The 15,857-nt window shown below is 53.0% G+C and carries 16 protein-coding genes; 6 read left to right on the forward strand and 10 right to left on the reverse strand.

What is annotated here, in order from left to right:
• Positions 1–9: 9 nt before the first annotated feature.
• The 8 genes from J0A68_RS06835 to pdxA form a co-directional block, all read right to left on the reverse strand.
• A complete protein-coding gene (locus J0A68_RS06835) occupies positions 10–1,077 on the reverse strand; it encodes an alpha/beta hydrolase (RefSeq protein ID WP_206577438.1) in 1,068 nt (355 codons plus the stop codon).
• Between the two features lie 245 nt (positions 1,078–1,322).
• Positions 1,323–2,672, reverse strand: a complete 1,350-nt coding sequence (accC, locus tag J0A68_RS06840; RefSeq protein WP_206577439.1) for an acetyl-CoA carboxylase biotin carboxylase subunit — start codon at positions 2,670–2,672, stop codon at positions 1,323–1,325.
• 25 nt (positions 2,673–2,697) lie between these two features.
• Entirely contained in the window at positions 2,698–3,171 is a 474-nt protein-coding gene (accB, locus tag J0A68_RS06845) for an acetyl-CoA carboxylase biotin carboxyl carrier protein (protein WP_206577440.1), read from the reverse strand.
• Positions 3,172–3,265: 94 nt separating this feature from the next.
• A complete protein-coding gene (efp, locus tag J0A68_RS06850; RefSeq protein ID WP_206577441.1) occupies positions 3,266–3,829 on the reverse strand; it encodes an elongation factor P in 564 nt (187 codons plus the stop codon).
• Between the two features lie 24 nt (positions 3,830–3,853).
• Positions 3,854–4,852 carry a beta-ketoacyl-ACP synthase III gene (locus tag J0A68_RS06855; RefSeq protein WP_206577442.1) on the reverse strand — a complete coding sequence of 333 codons (999 nt, stop codon included), beginning with the start codon at positions 4,850–4,852 and terminating at the stop codon, positions 3,854–3,856.
• A gap of 231 nt (positions 4,853–5,083) precedes the next feature.
• Positions 5,084–5,275: a 50S ribosomal protein L32 gene (rpmF, locus tag J0A68_RS06860; RefSeq protein WP_206568919.1), complete on the reverse strand. Its 192-nt coding sequence runs from the start codon at positions 5,273–5,275 to the stop codon at positions 5,084–5,086.
• A gap of 12 nt (positions 5,276–5,287) precedes the next feature.
• Positions 5,288–5,866 (reverse strand): YceD family protein, encoded by a 579-nt coding sequence (locus J0A68_RS06865; RefSeq protein ID WP_206577443.1) that lies wholly within the window; start codon positions 5,864–5,866, stop codon positions 5,288–5,290.
• Positions 5,867–5,976: 110 nt separating this feature from the next.
• Positions 5,977–6,999, reverse strand: coding sequence for a 4-hydroxythreonine-4-phosphate dehydrogenase PdxA (pdxA, locus tag J0A68_RS06870; protein WP_206577444.1), 1,023 nt, complete (start codon positions 6,997–6,999; stop codon positions 5,977–5,979).
• Between the two features lie 104 nt (positions 7,000–7,103).
• Here pdxA and rsmA point away from each other — a divergent pair, with 104 nt between their 5' ends.
• The 5 genes from rsmA (at position 7,104) to J0A68_RS06895 (ending at position 11,326) form a co-directional block, all read left to right on the forward strand.
• On the forward strand, positions 7,104–7,898 hold the full coding sequence (gene rsmA / locus J0A68_RS06875) for a 16S rRNA (adenine(1518)-N(6)/adenine(1519)-N(6))-dimethyltransferase RsmA (RefSeq protein WP_206577445.1): 795 nt from the start codon (positions 7,104–7,106) through the stop codon (positions 7,896–7,898).
• Complete coding sequence (gene mgtE / locus J0A68_RS06880; protein WP_206577446.1) at positions 7,876–9,243, forward strand: magnesium transporter; 1,368 nt, start codon at positions 7,876–7,878, stop codon at positions 9,241–9,243. The genes rsmA and mgtE overlap by 23 nt, the downstream gene beginning before the upstream one ends.
• Positions 9,244–9,245: 2 nt before the next feature.
• Positions 9,246–10,178: an NAD(P)-dependent oxidoreductase gene (locus J0A68_RS06885; RefSeq protein WP_206577447.1), complete on the forward strand. Its 933-nt coding sequence runs from the start codon at positions 9,246–9,248 to the stop codon at positions 10,176–10,178.
• A gap of 157 nt (positions 10,179–10,335) precedes the next feature.
• Positions 10,336–10,809, forward strand: a complete 474-nt coding sequence (greA, locus tag J0A68_RS06890; RefSeq protein ID WP_206577448.1) for a transcription elongation factor GreA — start codon at positions 10,336–10,338, stop codon at positions 10,807–10,809.
• 124 nt (positions 10,810–10,933) lie between these two features.
• Entirely contained in the window at positions 10,934–11,326 is a 393-nt protein-coding gene (locus J0A68_RS06895) for an HIT family protein (RefSeq protein ID WP_206577449.1), read from the forward strand.
• 33 nt (positions 11,327–11,359) lie between these two features.
• On the opposite strand, the gene J0A68_RS06900 is transcribed toward J0A68_RS06895, so the two are convergent.
• Positions 11,360–11,908 (reverse strand): GNAT family N-acetyltransferase, encoded by a 549-nt coding sequence (locus tag J0A68_RS06900; RefSeq protein ID WP_206577450.1) that lies wholly within the window; start codon positions 11,906–11,908, stop codon positions 11,360–11,362.
• Positions 11,909–11,917: 9 nt separating this feature from the next.
• The gene (locus tag J0A68_RS06905) at positions 11,918–12,289 is read right to left on the reverse strand and encodes a phosphoribosylpyrophosphate synthetase (protein ID WP_236021383.1); all 372 of its coding nucleotides are present in this window, start codon (positions 12,287–12,289) and stop codon (positions 11,918–11,920) included.
• Between the two features lie 209 nt (positions 12,290–12,498).
• Here J0A68_RS06905 and J0A68_RS06910 point away from each other — a divergent pair, with 209 nt between their 5' ends.
• Positions 12,499–15,837: a transglutaminase family protein gene (locus tag J0A68_RS06910; protein WP_206577451.1), complete on the forward strand. Its 3,339-nt coding sequence runs from the start codon at positions 12,499–12,501 to the stop codon at positions 15,835–15,837.
• Positions 15,838–15,857 lie beyond the last annotated feature (20 nt).

Raw genomic sequence — 15,857 nt, forward strand, 5'->3', positions numbered from 1 at the left:
ATTGCTTTCTCAAAAGGTTCCTTCTGCCAGTTCTTTTGCGCTGGCCATTTCCTCTACCTGTTCCTGAAATTCAGGCCTGGCAGGCACTTTCGCCACATTTTCCAAAAAATCTATGGTGCTGAAAAGGACGGTCTGCCAGTCATTGGAAGTGATGGAGGAGGCTATGACGTGGTCGCCGGTATTGGGAAAAGCCTGCTTGTACTTCAATGCCTCAGGGGTACTGATCTGCTCGTACATTTCCAGCATTTTTGGTACAGACACGACGAAATCCTGCTCCTTTTCATTTTTGTAATAGTAGCCCAAGAAGAGAGGCTGGGTGATTTTGGAAAAAGTCTCGGGATTCATCTCGCTGTACACCAAAGTGCCCAAGCTGACATAGGCGTTGATATGATAGTCTTCCGACCAATACGCCTTCTTTTCCCCCGTTCTTTCCTCGTGTAGGACGCTTTTCTTCATGGCGAATTTTTCCATCAAAAACTTAGACCAAGGCTTGAAAAGTGCGTCCAGTCGCTCGCCTCCATCCCGGATACAGGGAGAATAGAGGACGACAGCCTTGATCTCAGGCTGCTGGCTGGCGAGCAGGAGCGACAAAGCTCCACCCATGGACGTACCCACCACGATGACCGAGTCACCGAGGCTTCTGCCGATCTGGTAGGCCTCGCCCACGGCGTCGGCGAGCTTTTGGGCGGAGAGATATTCCATTCCGTTGTCCCGCTTGATGCCGTGCTCAGGCAGTCTGGTCACGAAGAGGTTGGCTCCGAAATGCTCGCCCAAGAAGCGGTGAATCGGATCGCCCTCCATAGGGCTGGCCCCAAAGCCGTGGATGTAAACAATGGAGTAGGGGGTTTTCGCTTTGTTGCTGCTGTCAGCCCACTGGATATAGGCTTCGTTCCCAGCTTTCAGGCCAATGACGGTGTCTTCCCGGTGGCGTACGTACTGGCTCAGTTCGCTGAGACGAGTGGGGACTTCCGGGTAGTGGACGGTGAGGTCTTGTTTTTCTATCCTTGGGCCGAGCATATAGACGATCACCAAGACAATGGCGGCGGCAAATAATCCCAGAAATATCTTACGGAGCATAAAAATCAGCGGATTTAGACTTGTGCGAAACAACAGCCATGGGCATTTGCCTAGCTGGGGTCAAAAATAGAGCTTTTCTCCTTCGAAGCTCCAAATCAGGAATCTGAAAGTTTGAAAGTAAATTCCTTTTGACGGGAGACTTTTCATCCCGTCAGCATGGGGAGCTTGGTTGTATTCCCTCCGTGTCTATAAATGAAAACAGCCACCTTAGATATCCAAGGTGGCTGTTTTTTAAACTTTTACGGTCAGGCTTTCACTACGGAGAAGTCAAAAGTCTCCAAAAACTTGGTTGTGAAGTTGCCTTCCTTGAACTGTTCGTTTTCCAACAGGGCGATATGGAAAGGAATCGTGGTCTTAATACCATCGATCACAAACTCCTCCAAGGCACGCTTCATCCGCACGATCACTTCCTCTCTAGACTGCCCGCTGACGATGAGCTTGGCGATCATGGAGTCGTAGTTTGGTGGGATCACGTAGCCAGCGTACACGTGTGAATCCACGCGTACACCACGTCCACCGGGGATATGGAGGTTTTGGATCTTGCCTGGGCTAGGTCTGAAGCCGTGAGCCACGTCCTCGGCGTTGATTCTACATTCCATGGCGTAGAGCTTTGGAAAATAGTTTCTTCCCGAGATAGTTTCGCCAGCTGCGACTTTGATCTGTTCCTTGATGAGGTCAAAATCAGTCACTTCCTCCGTGATGGGATGCTCCACCTGAATTCGGGTGTTCATCTCCATGAAGTAGAAGTTGCGATTTTTGTCCACCAAGAATTCTATCGTTCCGGCACCTTCATAGCCAATGGCCTCGGCACCTTTGATGGCGGCTTTGCCCATCGCATCGCGGAGCTCGTCGGTGATGAATGGGGAAGGGGTCTCTTCCACCAGCTTTTGGTGTCTGCGCTGGATAGAGCAATCGCGCTCGGAGAGGTGGCAAGCTCTGCCGGTCTTGTCGCCGACTACTTGGATCTCGATGTGGCGTGGCTCTTCCACGAATTTTTCGAGGTAGAGTCCGTCGTTGCCAAAGGCCGCTCCGGACTCCATTTTCGCATCGTCCCAGGCTTTCTTGAATTCCTTGTCTTCCTTGACGATTCGCATGCCTCGACCACCGCCACCGGCAGTAGCCTTGAGGATGACGGGGTAGCCCATTTGGTTGGCGATCTTCAGGCCTTGCTCGATGGAGTCGAGCAGTCCGTCTGAGCCCGGAATGGTAGGCACGCCAGCGGCCTTCATGGTAGCTTTTGCGGTAGCCTTGTCACCCATCTTCGCAATCATGTCTGGAGAGGCGCCGATGAATTTGATGCCATATTCCTCACAGATTCTGGAAAACTCCGCGTTTTCGGAGAGGAATCCATATCCGGGGTGGATGGCGTCCGCATTGGTGATCTCGGCTGCGGCGATGATTCTGGGTATATTCAGGTAGGACTCGCGGCTGGGAGCTGGTCCGATGCAGACAGCCTCGTCGGCAAATCGCACGTGCAAGCTGTCCTTGTCCGCAGTGGAGTATACGGCTACGGTTTTGATCCCCATCTCCTTGCAGGTGCGGATCACGCGAAGCGCAATTTCTCCTCTGTTAGCAATCAATATCTTGTTAAACACGGTCTTGTCTTGTTTAGTGAAAAAATCAACCTGCTGGATCTACCAGGAACAAAGGCTGATCGTACTCTACCGGGGTGGCGTTGGACACGAGGATTTTCACGATTTTGCCTGACACCTCGGATTCGATCTCGTTGAAGAGCTTCATCGCTTCGATGATGCAGACGGTTTGTCCCGCTTTCACGGAGGCACCCTCGCTCACGAAGGCCGGAGAGTCGGGGTTTGGAGTGAGGTAGAACGTACCGATCATCGGGGACTTGATCTCTACCAGATTGGAAGGGGTGGCGGCTGGCGCTGCTGCCGGAGCGGCGGCCGGAGCTGGAGCGGCTGCTACCGGGGCAGGAGCCGGCGCGGCAGCCACAGGTGCGGCAGCGTGCACGACCTGTGCGCTTTCAGCGTATTTTTTGATGGAAAGTTCGAATTCCTCGGTCTTGATTTTGACCTCTGCCAGGCCGGAATTGGAGATGTAGTCGATCAATTCCTGGATCTCTTTAGCTTTCATAGGGTTCTTTTTTGGTACAATGTCTTGAGACATTTTGGTTTGGGTTAAAACAGAAAAGCTGCATAATTTAAACAAATCGTGCAGCTATTAATAGTTATTTTACTCTTTCTGAATACGAGCCGTCCCGGGTGTCCACCTTGATCATGATGTCCTGGTCGACGAAAAGCGGCACCATCACGGTAGCTCCGGTCTCCACGATGGCAGGCTTTAGGGCGTTGGTTGCGGTGTCGCCTTTGATGCCAGGCTCGGTGTAGGTGATCATCAGCTCCACGAAGGGAGGAAGCTCTACGGACAGGGGAGTCTCGTTTTCGGCATGGACGAGGATGTCCACCAGTTGCCCATCCTTCAGGAGGTTTGGCCTTTCGATCAGGCGCTCCTCGAGGGACATCTGCTCAAAAGTCTCCGTGTCCATGAAGTTGTACCCCATGTCGTCCTTGTAGAGGAACTGGTGCGGTCTTTTTTCCACGCGGGCGGTGACTACTTTTTCACCGGCGTTGAAGGTTTTTTCCAAAGTCTTGCCGGTTCTCAGGCCTTTCAGCTTGGTACGCACGAAGGCTGCTCCTTTACCTGGTTTTACGTGCTGGAATTCGACGATCGAAAAGATGTCGTTGTTCATCTCCAGACAGAGTCCATTCTTAAAATCCGCAGTACTTGCCATAATATTGAGTTTTGTTCTGTTTGATTATTTTGGATCGTAGCCCCACTTCAGGTAGATGGAGCCCCAGGTGAAGCCTCCGCCGAATGCGGCCAGGATGAGGTTGTCCCCTTTTTTCAGCTGGCTCTCATACTCCCAAAGGCAAAGCGGGATCGTGCCGGCGGTGGTGTTGCCGTAGCGCTCGATGTTCATCATCACCTTGTCGGATCCGACTCCCATGCGGTTGGCGGTGGCGTCGATGATGCGTTTGTTGGCTTGGTGAGGCACCAGCCAGGCGATGTCGTCGCCAGTGAGGCCGTTTCTTTCCATCACCTCAGCACTTACGTCTGCCATGTTCGTCACGGCAAATTTGAAGACGGTAGAGCCCTCCTGGTAGGCAAAGTGCTCGCGTGCGGCCAAGGTCTCTGCCGTGGCCGGCTTGCGGCTTCCGCCTGCCTTCATGTGCAGATAGGGAGCACCGGCGCCGTCGGACTTGAGGATGGAGTCCATCACTCCCAGCTCCTCGGTGGTAGGCTCGAGCAGGACAGCTCCCGCCCCGTCACCAAATAGGATGCAGGTGGTGCGGTCTTGATAGTCTACGATGGAGGACATCTTGTCCGCACCGATGACGATTACTTTCTTGTGGGTACCGCTTTGGATGAACTGGGCGCCGAGCTGCAGGGCGTATAGAAAACCGGAGCAGGCCGCGCTGATGTCAAAGCTGTAGGATTTTTTCGCCCCCACCATATCGGCGATGATGTTGGCAGAGGAGGGGAAAGGCATGTCCGGGGTGACGGTGGCACAGATGATCAGCTCGATATCCATCGGGTCGGTCCCTGTTTTTTCCAAAAGCCCTTTCACCGCGGCAGCTCCCATGACGGAAGTGCCTTGGTTTTCACCTTTGAGGATTCTTCTTTCCTTGATGCCAGTACGGGAGACGATCCATTCGTCATTGGTCTCGACGAGGGTTTCAAGCTCCTGGTTTGTCAGCCGGTACTCGGGCACGTAGCCTTCTATGCCGGTGATCATGGCTCTTATTTTGTCCATTTGTATAGGTTTAATTGGAGCAGGAATAGGTATAGATGCCCCAAAATGGGTTGTTTGTATTTCAGGCATTGCCTGGGGAAGGCCAAAAATAGCACAATGGCATCTGACCACCAAAACCAAAGCGTCCACATTGGATGAAGTCGCTGCAAGTCAGTTCTTTTGAGTTTGGCAAAAACAAAAAATCCACCCCTTTTTTGGAGTGGATTTGTAGCTGTCGAATCTAACGAGCGATTAGGCTCTTACTTCTTTTTCGATGATCACCTGTCCTTTGTAGTAAAGCTTGCCATCAAGCCAGAAAGCTCTGTGAGGCAGGTGCATTTCGCCGGTAGTTGGGCATTTCGCCAATCCCGGAGCTTCCAGTTTGTAGTGAGTTCTTCTTTTATCTCTTCTGGTTTTCGAAATTTTGCGTTTAGGATGTGCCATTTTATGCGTGGTTTATGATTGTTCTTTGTTTTTTAACTTCATTAATTGTTCCCATCGGGGATCGACCGGCTTGGGCTCCTCTCCAGTTTCCTGGGCTTCGTCCTCGGCTTCCTCATCCAGCTCGTCGTCGATGTACACGTATCCTCCGTCTGCCTCCAAGTCCTCGTCATCCAGCTCATTGACATAGTCTGGATGGATTTTCTTGGCGGGCAGTGCCAGCAGGATAAACTCGTAGATGAGCTGGGCGACGTTGATCGAGGGGGTGTCCCGGGTGATCATGTACACGTTTTCATCTATCTCCTGCTCTACAGCGCCGTACTTGTAGATCATCTTTTCGGAAAAATCCAGCGGATGGTCAAACAGCTCCAGGCTGCGGTCGCAGGTCAGTTGTACAGTACCTTGGATATGGAAGGTGAGCTCGATGACGTTGGCTCCCTTGTCCATGATGACCCGTGTGGTCAGCTTGCCTTTTCGGACTATCTCGTTGTCTTCGAAGTTTTGGAAAAAGGAATCCCCAATTTCAAAGTCGATTTCGTGCTTTCCTTCTTTGAACTTAATTACCTCAATATCAAAGCTTTTCCAGAATTTCACGATTTGTCCTCCCGATTTAAGACCGCAAATGTAGGTATTATTTTAAAATTGCTAAAGCGGATTTTAAAATAATATTTGGTTTTCATGCGGGTTTTTAAAGTTTATCCGATTCAGGCTTCTACTTCCTGTGGTTCATGCTGTGCGATAATGTCTGCTGCCAGAAGCAAGGCGGCGCGCATGGAGCCTTCGTCGGCCAGATTTTTCCCGGCGATGTTGTAGGCCGTGCCATGGTCAGGCGAGGTGCGGACCACCGGAAGGCCGGCGGTGAAGTTGACCCCGGAGCTGAAGGCGATGGACTTGAAGGGGATCAGTCCCTGGTCGTGGTACATCGCGAGCACACCGTCGAATTTTCTCTGGTGCATCATGCCGAAGAAGCCATCCGCAGGGTAGGGGCCAAAGATCAGCTTGTTTTGGTCTTTGAGCTCACGTATGGCGGGCTTGATGACCTTTTCCTCCTCCTCACCGAGCAGGCCGTCTTCGCCAGCGTGGGGATTGAGGCCCAGGATGGCGATTTTTGGCTTGTTGATCCCAAAGTCCGTTTCCAGGCTTTTCAGCATGATGTTGGCCTTTTGCTGGATGCGCTCTTTGGTGATGGCTTGGGAGACCTTGGCCAGCGGGATATGGCCGGTGACCATGCCCACGCGCAGGGTTTCGTCCACCATCATCATCAAGCTGTCCTTGGCCGATACGGCCTCGGTGATGAATTCGGTATGCCCGATGAATTTGAATTCGGGGGAATTCAGGTTGTTTTTGTTCAGTGGCGCGGTGACCAAGCCTTTGATTTTGCCTTCTTTCAGGTCGTTGACGGCGGCGGTAAGAGCCTCCAGTGCCAGCTTTCCCGCTTCGGCAGTCTCGACACCAGGGATGATCTCGGGGCATTCCTCTGCCACGTTGATCACGTTGACCTTGCGGTGGTGCACTTCGTCGAGGCTCCTGATCTGGATAAAGTTGAAATCCTCCAGGCTCATGTGCTTGCGATAGAAGGACAGGGCCTTGCCATGGCCATAGATCAAGGGGGTGAAAGACTTAAAAACGCGGCTATCCGAGAGGGCTCTCAGGGTGACTTCCACACCGATTCCATTGATGTCTCCTATGCTGATTCCCAGGATGGGCCTTTGTTTTTTTGCGTTCATGTTTTGCTCTGCTGAAAATGGGCAGGGGACAAAATTCCCCGACCGTTTTGGAATATTCCCTTAATTTTAGGCTGCAATTTATAAAAATTTATCAGAGCCTGAGGATGGAAAAAGTCAAACCCAAAAAGCATTTAGGACAGCATTTCCTGACCGATTTGAGCATAGCCGAGCGTATCGCGCAGGCTGTCAAAGGGCACGGGGGTGTGAACCAGGTGCTGGAGATCGGCCCTGGGATGGGCGTGCTGACTGATTTTCTGCTGAAGAATCCCCAGGAACTCTATCTGATAGACATCGACAAGGAGAGCATCGCCTACCTGCACCAGAAATACCCCCAGCTCGGCGACCGCATCATCGAGGGAGACTACCTCAAATACGATTCCCATCAGGCACTACCGGAGAAGTACGCCATAGCGGGGAATTTTCCCTACAACATTTCCTCGCAGATTTTCTTCAAGATCCTGGAGGAGAAAAACCGTGTCACCGAGGTGGTATGCATGCTCCAAAAGGAAGTCGCCCAGCGCATTGCGTCGCCAAAGGGCAACAAGGATTACGGCATTTTGTCGGTGCTGCTGCAGGCCTGGTATGATATTGATTACTTGTTTACCGTTCCCCCGGGTGTATTCAACCCGCCTCCCAAGGTCAATTCCGGGGTGATCAGGCTGACCCGCAATTCGGTGGCAAAACTGGATTGTGACGAGCGGCTGTTTTTTAAGGTCGTCAAGGGAGGCTTTGCTACGAGGAGAAAAACGCTAAGAAACGCGCTCAAGCCTTTCGGACTTTCGGAGGAATTCAAGTCGCACCCTATGTTGGACATGCGCGCGGAGCAGCTGGACGTGGCGGATTTTGTGTTTTTGACCCAACAAATCGAAAAATCGCGTGGAGCAAATCAGACAGTTTGAGCTATCCAAAGAATACCTCGAAAGTCTCCAGCTGGGGATAGAAGAGGAAAATATTGACTTCATCAGGGACTCCCTGGATGGGGTCAACGTGGCCGATATCGCCGCGATCCTGGACGAGCTCAGCATGCAGGAGTCGATCTATGTGCTGCGCCTGCTGGAGAAGCAGCTCGCCGCCGACATCCTGATCGAGCTCGACGAAGACACGGCCGTCAAAGTGCTCCGTGAGCTGGAGACCTCCGAGGTTGGGTCTTGGATAGAGCTGATGGATTCGGATGACGGGGCGGATATCTTGAGTCTTTTTTCCGAAAAAGAGCGCGAAGACGTCATCGCCGAGATCCAGGATAGGATCAAGCTGGAGCAGATTCTCGAGCTCCTCCGCTACGAGGAAGATACGGCGGGTGGTATCATGGCCAAGGAATTCATCCGGGCCAACAAAAACTGGAACGTGATCCAGACCATTGCCGAGATCCGCCGCCAGGCCGAAAACGTGGAGAAAATCTACTCCATCTACGTCATCAACAACCGGCAGCAGCTGCTCGGACGAGTCTCGCTGAAAAAGATCATCCTGGCTGGGGCAGATACCCGGATCGAGGACATCTATGACGAGGAGGTGATCTCAGTACCCGTACACATGGACCAGGAGGAAGTCGCCGCCATCATGCGGAAATATGACTTGGAATCCGTGCCCGTCATCAACGCCAAAAATAAGCTGGTCGGTAGGATCACGGTCGATGATATCCTCGACGTCGTGCAGGAAGAGGCCGACGAGGACATCCAGGCGATGACCGGGGTGTCGGCCGATATCGAGGAGTCTGACTCCGTGCTGACCATCTCCAAGGCCCGCCTTCCCTGGCTCCTTATCGGGGTGCTCGGCGGACTGATGGGGGCCAAGATCATCGGCTATTTCGAAGTGGGCCTGAGCAAATACCTGGCGTTGGCCTCGTTTATCCCGCTGGTGGCAGCGACCGGGGGAAACGTCGGGATCCAGGCCTCCTCGCTGATCGTGCAGTCTTTGGCCTCCAAGTCGGCCTTTGACGACACGCCGATGCAGCGTTTTTTCAAGGGACTTTTCGTCGCAGTGCTCAACGGGATCGTCTTGGGAGCCTTTGTCTTTTTGGTGGTGGTATTCGTGTATGGTTTCGAGCCCATATTTGGCGTGACGATAGGCTTTGCGCTGTTTTGCGTGGTCTTGTTGGCTTCGTTCATGGGGACTGTCACCCCTTTGGTTTTAAATAGATTCGGCATCAATCCGGCCATTGCGTCGGGGCCTTTTATCACGACTACCAACGACCTCTTGGGCTTGACCGTGTATTTTGGTATCGCGATGTTTTTACTCAAACTCTAGCAATGAAGATTCTGATTATCGATGAGATGCATCTCAGCATCGTGGATATGCTGCAAAAAGATGGTCATCAGGTGACTTATGCCCCCAAAATCTCCCGAGAGGAGATCTTGGATCAAGTAGGGGAATACGATGGGTTGATCATCCGGTCCAAGACGCCGATGGATCGGGAGCTGATGGAGAAGGCCGTCAACCTGAAATTCATCGGCAGGGCCGGAGCGGGACTTGACCAAATCGACTTGGACTATATGGTGCAGCGTGGGATCAAGCTTTTCCATGCGGCCAAAGGAAACCGGGATGCGGTCGCCGAGCATGCGATGGGCGGCCTTTTGGCGCTTTTCAACCACACCATCAAGGCCGACTCGGAGGTCCGAAAGGGAGTCTGGGATCGGGAAGGCAACCGCGGCGATGAGCTCAAAGGCAAGACGGTGGGAATCATGGGTTTTGGCAATATGGGAAAATCATTTGCCAAGCGCCTGACTGGCTTTGGGGTGAAGACCGTCGCCTATGACAAATACAAGATGGGCTACGGCAAGGGCTTGGCCGAGGAAGTGACTTGGGAAAAACTGAAGTCCCAGGCGGATATCCTGAGTATCCACGTGCCCCTTACGGCCGAGACGAGGAATTTCCTCACCTTGGACGAGCTGGGCACTTTTGCCAAGCCGATTTGGCTGATCAATACCGCACGCGGAGAGGTGGTGAGCTTCGCCACCCTGAATGCAGCCCTGGATCGGGGAATTCTCCGAGGCGCGGTACTGGATGTGCTGGAAAACGAAAAATTCAAGAAGTTCACGCCCGAGCAAAAAACGGAATTCGAGAGGCTTGCAGATCGGGCAAACGTCATCTTTTCCCCACATGTGGCTGGCTGGACCTTTGAGTCTTACGTCAAGATCAACGAAGTTTTGGTTAAAAAAATAAAAAAGGCGTTTGAGCACTGAAATCTCCTTCCATGACCAAGGGAGGCAGGTGACGGTACCTTGCTAAGTCAAAAACCTTTGCTATCTTTGCCCTACACATAAAAGGCAAAACAAAGTAACGGTCTCCACCACGTGACCGTTACTTTGTTTTTTGTGCCTTTCGAAAAAGAAAAAAACTATGTCAAAAGTACAATACTACACCGAGGAAGGGCTGAAGAAGCTGAAGGATGAGCTTCAGGAGCTGAAGACCAAAGGACGTACGGATATCGCTCGTCAGATTGCCGAAGCAAGGGACAAAGGTGACCTGAGCGAAAATGCGGAATACGACGCGGCGAAGGACGCCCAGGGGCTTTTGGAACTCAAGATTGCCAAATTGGAAGCGGTAGTCGGCAACGCCCGCATCCTGGACAATTCCCAGATGGATACCTCCAAGGTGGGAATCCTCAGCACCGTGAAAATCAAAAACGTGAAAAACGGCATGACCGTGAGCTACAAGCTGGTGTCTGAAGAAGAGGCTGACCTGAAAGCCGGAAAGATCTCCTTGGCATCTCCTTTCGGAAAAGGACTGGTGGGAAAGTCCATAGGTGATATCGCCGAGATCAACGCCCCCGCCGGCACGTTGCAGTTTGAGGTTTTAGACATTACCTATTAAACACTATCCCGGTTCGTTCCGGGATTTTTTTTGATATTTACCCTGGACGAAGCGGCATTTTAGCGCACATTATCCAGACAGCTCGTCCGGAGGTTCATTTTGAAGTCCCATTTTCAGTTATCCCATGGCCAGCATTTTCACCAAAATCATCAACCGGGAGATTCCCGCTCACATCGTCGCCGAAGACGAGCATTGCATCGCATTTCTGGACATCATGCCCTTGGTCAAAGGACATGTCCTGGTCGTGCCCAAGGAAGAAACGGACTACATTTTTGACATGCAGCCGGATGCATTGGCGAGGCTGAACGTCTTTGCGCAAAAAGTCGCCAAGGCCATCGACAAGACGATCAAATGTACCCGCGTTGGGGTGGCGGTGATCGGCTTGGAGGTGCCCCACGTGCACATCCATCTCATTCCCATGAGGACGATGGACGACGTGAATTTTTCCCGACCCAAGCTGAAGCTGAGCCAAGAGGAGCTGGCCGAGGTGGCCGAGACGATCCGGGGAGGCTTTTGACTTTGGTCTTAAAAATCCAATTGGGCAGCAGTCTCAGCCCAGGCTTTTCTTCCAAATCTCGATGCCGCGATACGCTGGCAGGAGCATTTCAAAATCCAACTGGTAGTTGAAAAAAGGCCCAAACCCCATTTTTTCGTAGAAACGCTTGGCTTGGGGCTGGCAGGACATCACTTCCAGCCAAAGCGACTCCAGTCCATTTTTCGTCGCCTCATTTTCGCAGTGGGCTACTAGGGTTTTGGCAATCCCTTTTCCGTGGACATCCCGATGGAGGTACAGCCGATGAAGTTTCATCGAGTTGGGGATCTCGATTTCGCGAGGTGAAAAGGGATAGTCGTACTTGAGGATGCCGATCTTTTTGCCTGCCAGCGCTACGAAGAAATAGTGGCTTCTGGCCCGGTTGAGCTCTTTTTGGAGGGTTTCGGGACTGTAGATGAGGCTCACATACCAGTCGCCTTGGTCTTTCCAAGCGAATCGGTAGGCATCTCGGTAGATCGGGTCCATCAGGGCCAGAAGTTCGGTATGGTCTCCGGGCAGAACGGGAACCAGGACTAGTCCGCCCGCTGGGTCAAGGGGTATTTCCATTCCCGCGGTTTATTTCAGCTTTTCAATCAGCTCTTCGGTCATCTCGTCGGCATAGACGCCGTAGGAGTTGACCAAGACACCTTTGATGCCACCGGATTTGGAGGAGATCGCATAGAGGATGGCCTCGTCGGAGGGATTGGTATTGCCTTCGAAGCGGAAGGTCTGGTCTACCTCAAACTCCTGGGGAAGGAGGCAGGCCTTGTCGCAGATCAGTGCGTCAAATCGGATGTTGAAGTCCTCGGTGTAGCCTTCTTTTCGGAGTTTTTCCAGGGTTTCCACGAGGGTAGGTTCATAGTTGGGCATGGCAGTGTGGGCGTTGATTGGATTCAAGTTACGGTTTTGCCGGGCGATATCCTTCCGTGCTTCGCAAAAAGAAAGCATGGGCAGGCAAGTTTGTGGCTTGGCTTTACAAGGCGGGGTTGAAAAGGGAAAAACCCAGAAACTATTTCCAGAGGCAATTGCGTGGACTTTGTAATTTTCGGCTAACTTACTCAGAGTAGAAACGCCCAAATAGCCTAAACTGGGAAGCTTTCCAGCTTTTCCGGTTTCGACCGATGAGATTTTTCTTACTTTAACCACCTATTAGGCCTATGTCCATCCGAGTTGCCATCCGGCACTACACCAAGTACGAGTACGAGCGTCCGATCAGTCTCAGTGCCCAGGTCATCCGCCTGCGCCCCGCCCCGCATTCCCGCACCCATATCAAAGGTTATTCGCTGAACATCAAGCCCGAAAACCACTTTATCAACTGGCAGCAGGATCCTTTTGGCAACTACCTGGCCCGGATCGTGTTCCCGGAAAAGGTCAAGTTTTTCGAGATCGACGTGGAAGTCATCGCGGATATGGTGGTGATCAATCCCTTTGACTTCTTCGTCGAGGACTATGCGGGAGAATTTCCTTTTGACTATGATCCAAGTGTGCAAAAGCAGCTGGGCCCCTATCTGGAAAAGCTGGAGGCAGGGCCTCAGCTGATGAAGCTCGTCGAGCGGGCGAAGTCCCTGCTGAAAGAGGATACCCGCACGGTGGACTACCTCGTAGCGATCAATCAGCTGATCCATGGTGAGCTGCGATACAATGTACGGATGGAGCCCGGTGTGCAGACCTGTGAGGAAACCCTCGGTTTGGGCTCCGGATCTTGCCGGGATTTTGCCTGGCTGCTGGTGCAGGTCCTGCGCCATGTTGGGCTGGCTAGCCGCTTTGCTTCCGGGTATCTGGTGCAGCTGAAGTCCGACGAAAAATCTCTGGACGGCCCGTCGGGGCCTGAGGAGGACTTCACCGACCTGCACGCTTGGGCAGAAGTCTATGTGCCCGGAGCAGGCTGGATAGGCTTGGACTCTACTTCGGGTTTGTTTGCCGGGGAGGGGCATATTCCCCTTGCCTGTACACCAAGCCCCCAGGATGCAGCACCGATCAGCGGAATGGCTGAGCATGCGGAGACGGAGTTTTTCTTCGAAAACAAAGTCACTCGAATCAAAGAGACTCCCCGAGTCACCAAGCCTTATACTGACGAGCAGTGGGAATCCATCCTCGCTGTGGGAGACCGGGTGGAGGAGGATTTGGTCTCCAATGACGTCAGGCTCACCATGGGTGGAGAGCCGACTTTCGTCGCCATAGACAACCAAGACGCTCCCGAGTGGAACTCCTCTGCCGATGGCGAGCATAAACGAAGCCTAGCCAATACGCTTTTCCACAAATTGAAAAATGAGCTGGGCAATGGGCCTCTCATGCAGTACGGGCAAGGGAAATGGTACCCCGGTGAGCCCCTTCCCAGATGGAAGCTTGCCTGCTTTTGGAGAAAAGACGGCCGGCCGATGTGGCATGACGACGCCCTGATGGCGGATCTGTCCAAGGACTACAAGTTTACCAGCCGCCATGCCAAGGAATTCATGGCGGAGCTGACGGGACAGCTCAACGTGGATCAGAGAAATGTGGCGCCGCTGTATGAGGATCCCTTTTATTTCATCTGGCAGGAGGGAAAAGTGCCAGTCAACGTAGATCCCTTCCAATATGATCTGAAGTCCTCTCTGGAAAGGCAAAAGCTCGCGGACTTGCTAAGCCAAGGTTTGGATGAGGCCGTGGGCTACTCCGTTCCCTTGGAGTGGGACTATGGAGCCGCGATGTGGCAGAGCTGCCACTGGATGTTCAGAAGAAACCATCTTTTCCTGATCCCGGGCAATTCACCAGCGGGCCTGCGCCTGCCGCTGGACTCCATCGAGTCAGTCAAAGTGGAAGATGAGCCTATCCAGCCGGAGCGGGATCCTTTTGAGGAGGTTTCCGCCTTGCCCAATGCCCCTGTGGAGGCTTTCAGGCGACAGCCTATCAACTCCAGCCGGATATTCAAGACCTCGCTGGTCGTCGAGGCAAGACAGGGAAAACTCTTTGTGTTTTTTCCCCCGGTCTCCTACATCGAGCACTACCTCGATATCGTCCAAGCGGTGGAGCGCACGGCGAAAAAACTGAACATGCCGATCCTGATCGAGGGCTATGACCCGCCCTCGGACACGCGGATCGAGAAGCTGATGATCACCCCCGATCCGGGAGTGATCGAGGTGAATGTCCAGCCTGCCAAAAGCTGGAGGGAAATCGTTGCCAACTATGGAGTACTGTACGAAAAGGCGAGGGAGTCCCGGCTCACCAGTGAAAAGTTCAACGTGGACGGGAAGCACACCGGCACGGGGGGCGGCAACCATATTACGCTGGGTGGAGCGAGCCCTTCGGAAAGCCCCTTGCTGCGTCGACCCGATGTATTGCGGAGCTTCATCACCTACTGGCAGCATCACCCGGCACTGTCTTACCTGTTTTCTACCCAATTCATAGGTCCGACTAGCCAGGCGCCCCGGGTGGATGAAGGCAGGGAGGATATGCTGTATGAATTGGAGCTGGCCTTTGAGCAGGTGCCCACGGGGCAGGAGGGAGAGCTGCCGTTTTGGCTGGTGGACCGGATTTTCAGAAACCTGCTCGTGGACATCACGGGCAATACGCACCGGGCGGAGTTTTGCATAGACAAGCTTTACTCACCCGATTCGAGCAGTGGTCGGCTGGGAATCCTGGAGTTTCGGGGTTTTGACATGCCCCCGCACTATCGGATGAGCATGGTGCAGCTGCTCTTGATCCGGGCCTTGATGAGCTGGTTTTGGAAAAAGCCCTATGAACATTCCCTGGTGCGCTGGGGGACTTCCCTGCACGACAAATTTCTGCTTCCCCACTACTGCCGTCAGGATATGCTGGATGTAGTGAACGACCTGAAAAGTGCCGGATATGCGTTTGACATCGCTTGGTTTGATCCTTTCTTTAGTTTCCGTTTTCCTTTCGTGGGCGAGCTTCAAGTGGGTGACATCCATATCGATATGAAAATGGCGATTGAGCCCTGGCATGTCCTGGGTGAGGAGATGTCCAGCACGGGCACGGCCCGCTTTGTAGACTCATCTTTGGAGCGGCTGCAGGTGAAGATCAGCGGTCTCACGGAGTCTCGCTACCACCTGCTTTGCAATGGCTATCGAATTCCCCTGAAAAACACAGGAGTGAAGGGCGAGTTTGTAGCGGGTATCCGCTACCGGGCATGGCAGCCGCCCTCGGCCTTGCATCCGACGATAGGCATAGACACGCCTCTGGTGATCGACCTCTATGACACCTGGAGCAAAAAGTCCGTTGCAGCCTGCCAATACCATGTGGTCCATCCCGGTGGCAGGAGCTATGATACCTTCCCGATCAACAGCTTTGAGGCGGAGTCGCGCAGGGTGGCCCGTTTCTTTGATTTTGGACACACCATTGCCCCCAGCAGCGCACGAATCGTGTCGGCAGAGGGAGAGGGGCTGTCCGACCGATACATCACCCAACTGAACATCCAACCTCATTACGAGGCGACCGAACTAGTAGTAAACCCAGAATTTCCCCATACCATGGATCTCCGCCGGTATAAAAAACGATGATTCTGTATTTTATCCCGATC

This window comes from Algoriphagus oliviformis (assembly GCF_017254915.1).
GTDB classification, from domain to species: Bacteria; Bacteroidota; Bacteroidia; order Cytophagales; family Cyclobacteriaceae; genus Algoriphagus; species Algoriphagus oliviformis.

Bases quoted from the DNA above. Each gene is read 5' to 3' on its own strand.
- rsmA (WP_206577445.1), top strand. From the start codon at position 7,104: ATGGAAAAAGTCAAACCCAAAAAGCATTTAGGACAGCATTTCCTGACC.
- J0A68_RS06905 (WP_236021383.1), bottom strand. From the start codon at position 12,289: ATGCTTTCTTTTTGCGAAGCACGGAAGGATATCGCCCGGCAAAACCGT.
- rpmF (WP_206568919.1), bottom strand. From the start codon at position 5,275: ATGGCACATCCTAAACGCAAAATTTCGAAAACCAGAAGAGATAAAAGA.
- J0A68_RS06855 (WP_206577442.1), bottom strand. From the start codon at position 4,852: ATGGACAAAATAAGAGCCATGATCACCGGCATAGAAGGCTACGTGCCC.
- J0A68_RS06910 (WP_206577451.1), top strand. From the start codon at position 12,499: ATGTCCATCCGAGTTGCCATCCGGCACTACACCAAGTACGAGTACGAG.
- J0A68_RS06895 (WP_206577449.1), top strand. From the start codon at position 10,934: ATGGCCAGCATTTTCACCAAAATCATCAACCGGGAGATTCCCGCTCAC.
- pdxA (WP_206577444.1), bottom strand. From the start codon at position 6,999: ATGAACGCAAAAAAACAAAGGCCCATCCTGGGAATCAGCATAGGAGAC.
- accB (WP_206577440.1), bottom strand. From the start codon at position 3,171: ATGAAAGCTAAAGAGATCCAGGAATTGATCGACTACATCTCCAATTCC.
- greA (WP_206577448.1), top strand. From the start codon at position 10,336: ATGTCAAAAGTACAATACTACACCGAGGAAGGGCTGAAGAAGCTGAAG.
- J0A68_RS06885 (WP_206577447.1), top strand. From the start codon at position 9,246: ATGAAGATTCTGATTATCGATGAGATGCATCTCAGCATCGTGGATATG.
- efp (WP_206577441.1), bottom strand. From the start codon at position 3,829: ATGGCAAGTACTGCGGATTTTAAGAATGGACTCTGTCTGGAGATGAAC.
- J0A68_RS06835 (WP_206577438.1), bottom strand. From the start codon at position 1,077: ATGCTCCGTAAGATATTTCTGGGATTATTTGCCGCCGCCATTGTCTTG.
- J0A68_RS06900 (WP_206577450.1), bottom strand. From the start codon at position 11,908: ATGGAAATACCCCTTGACCCAGCGGGCGGACTAGTCCTGGTTCCCGTT.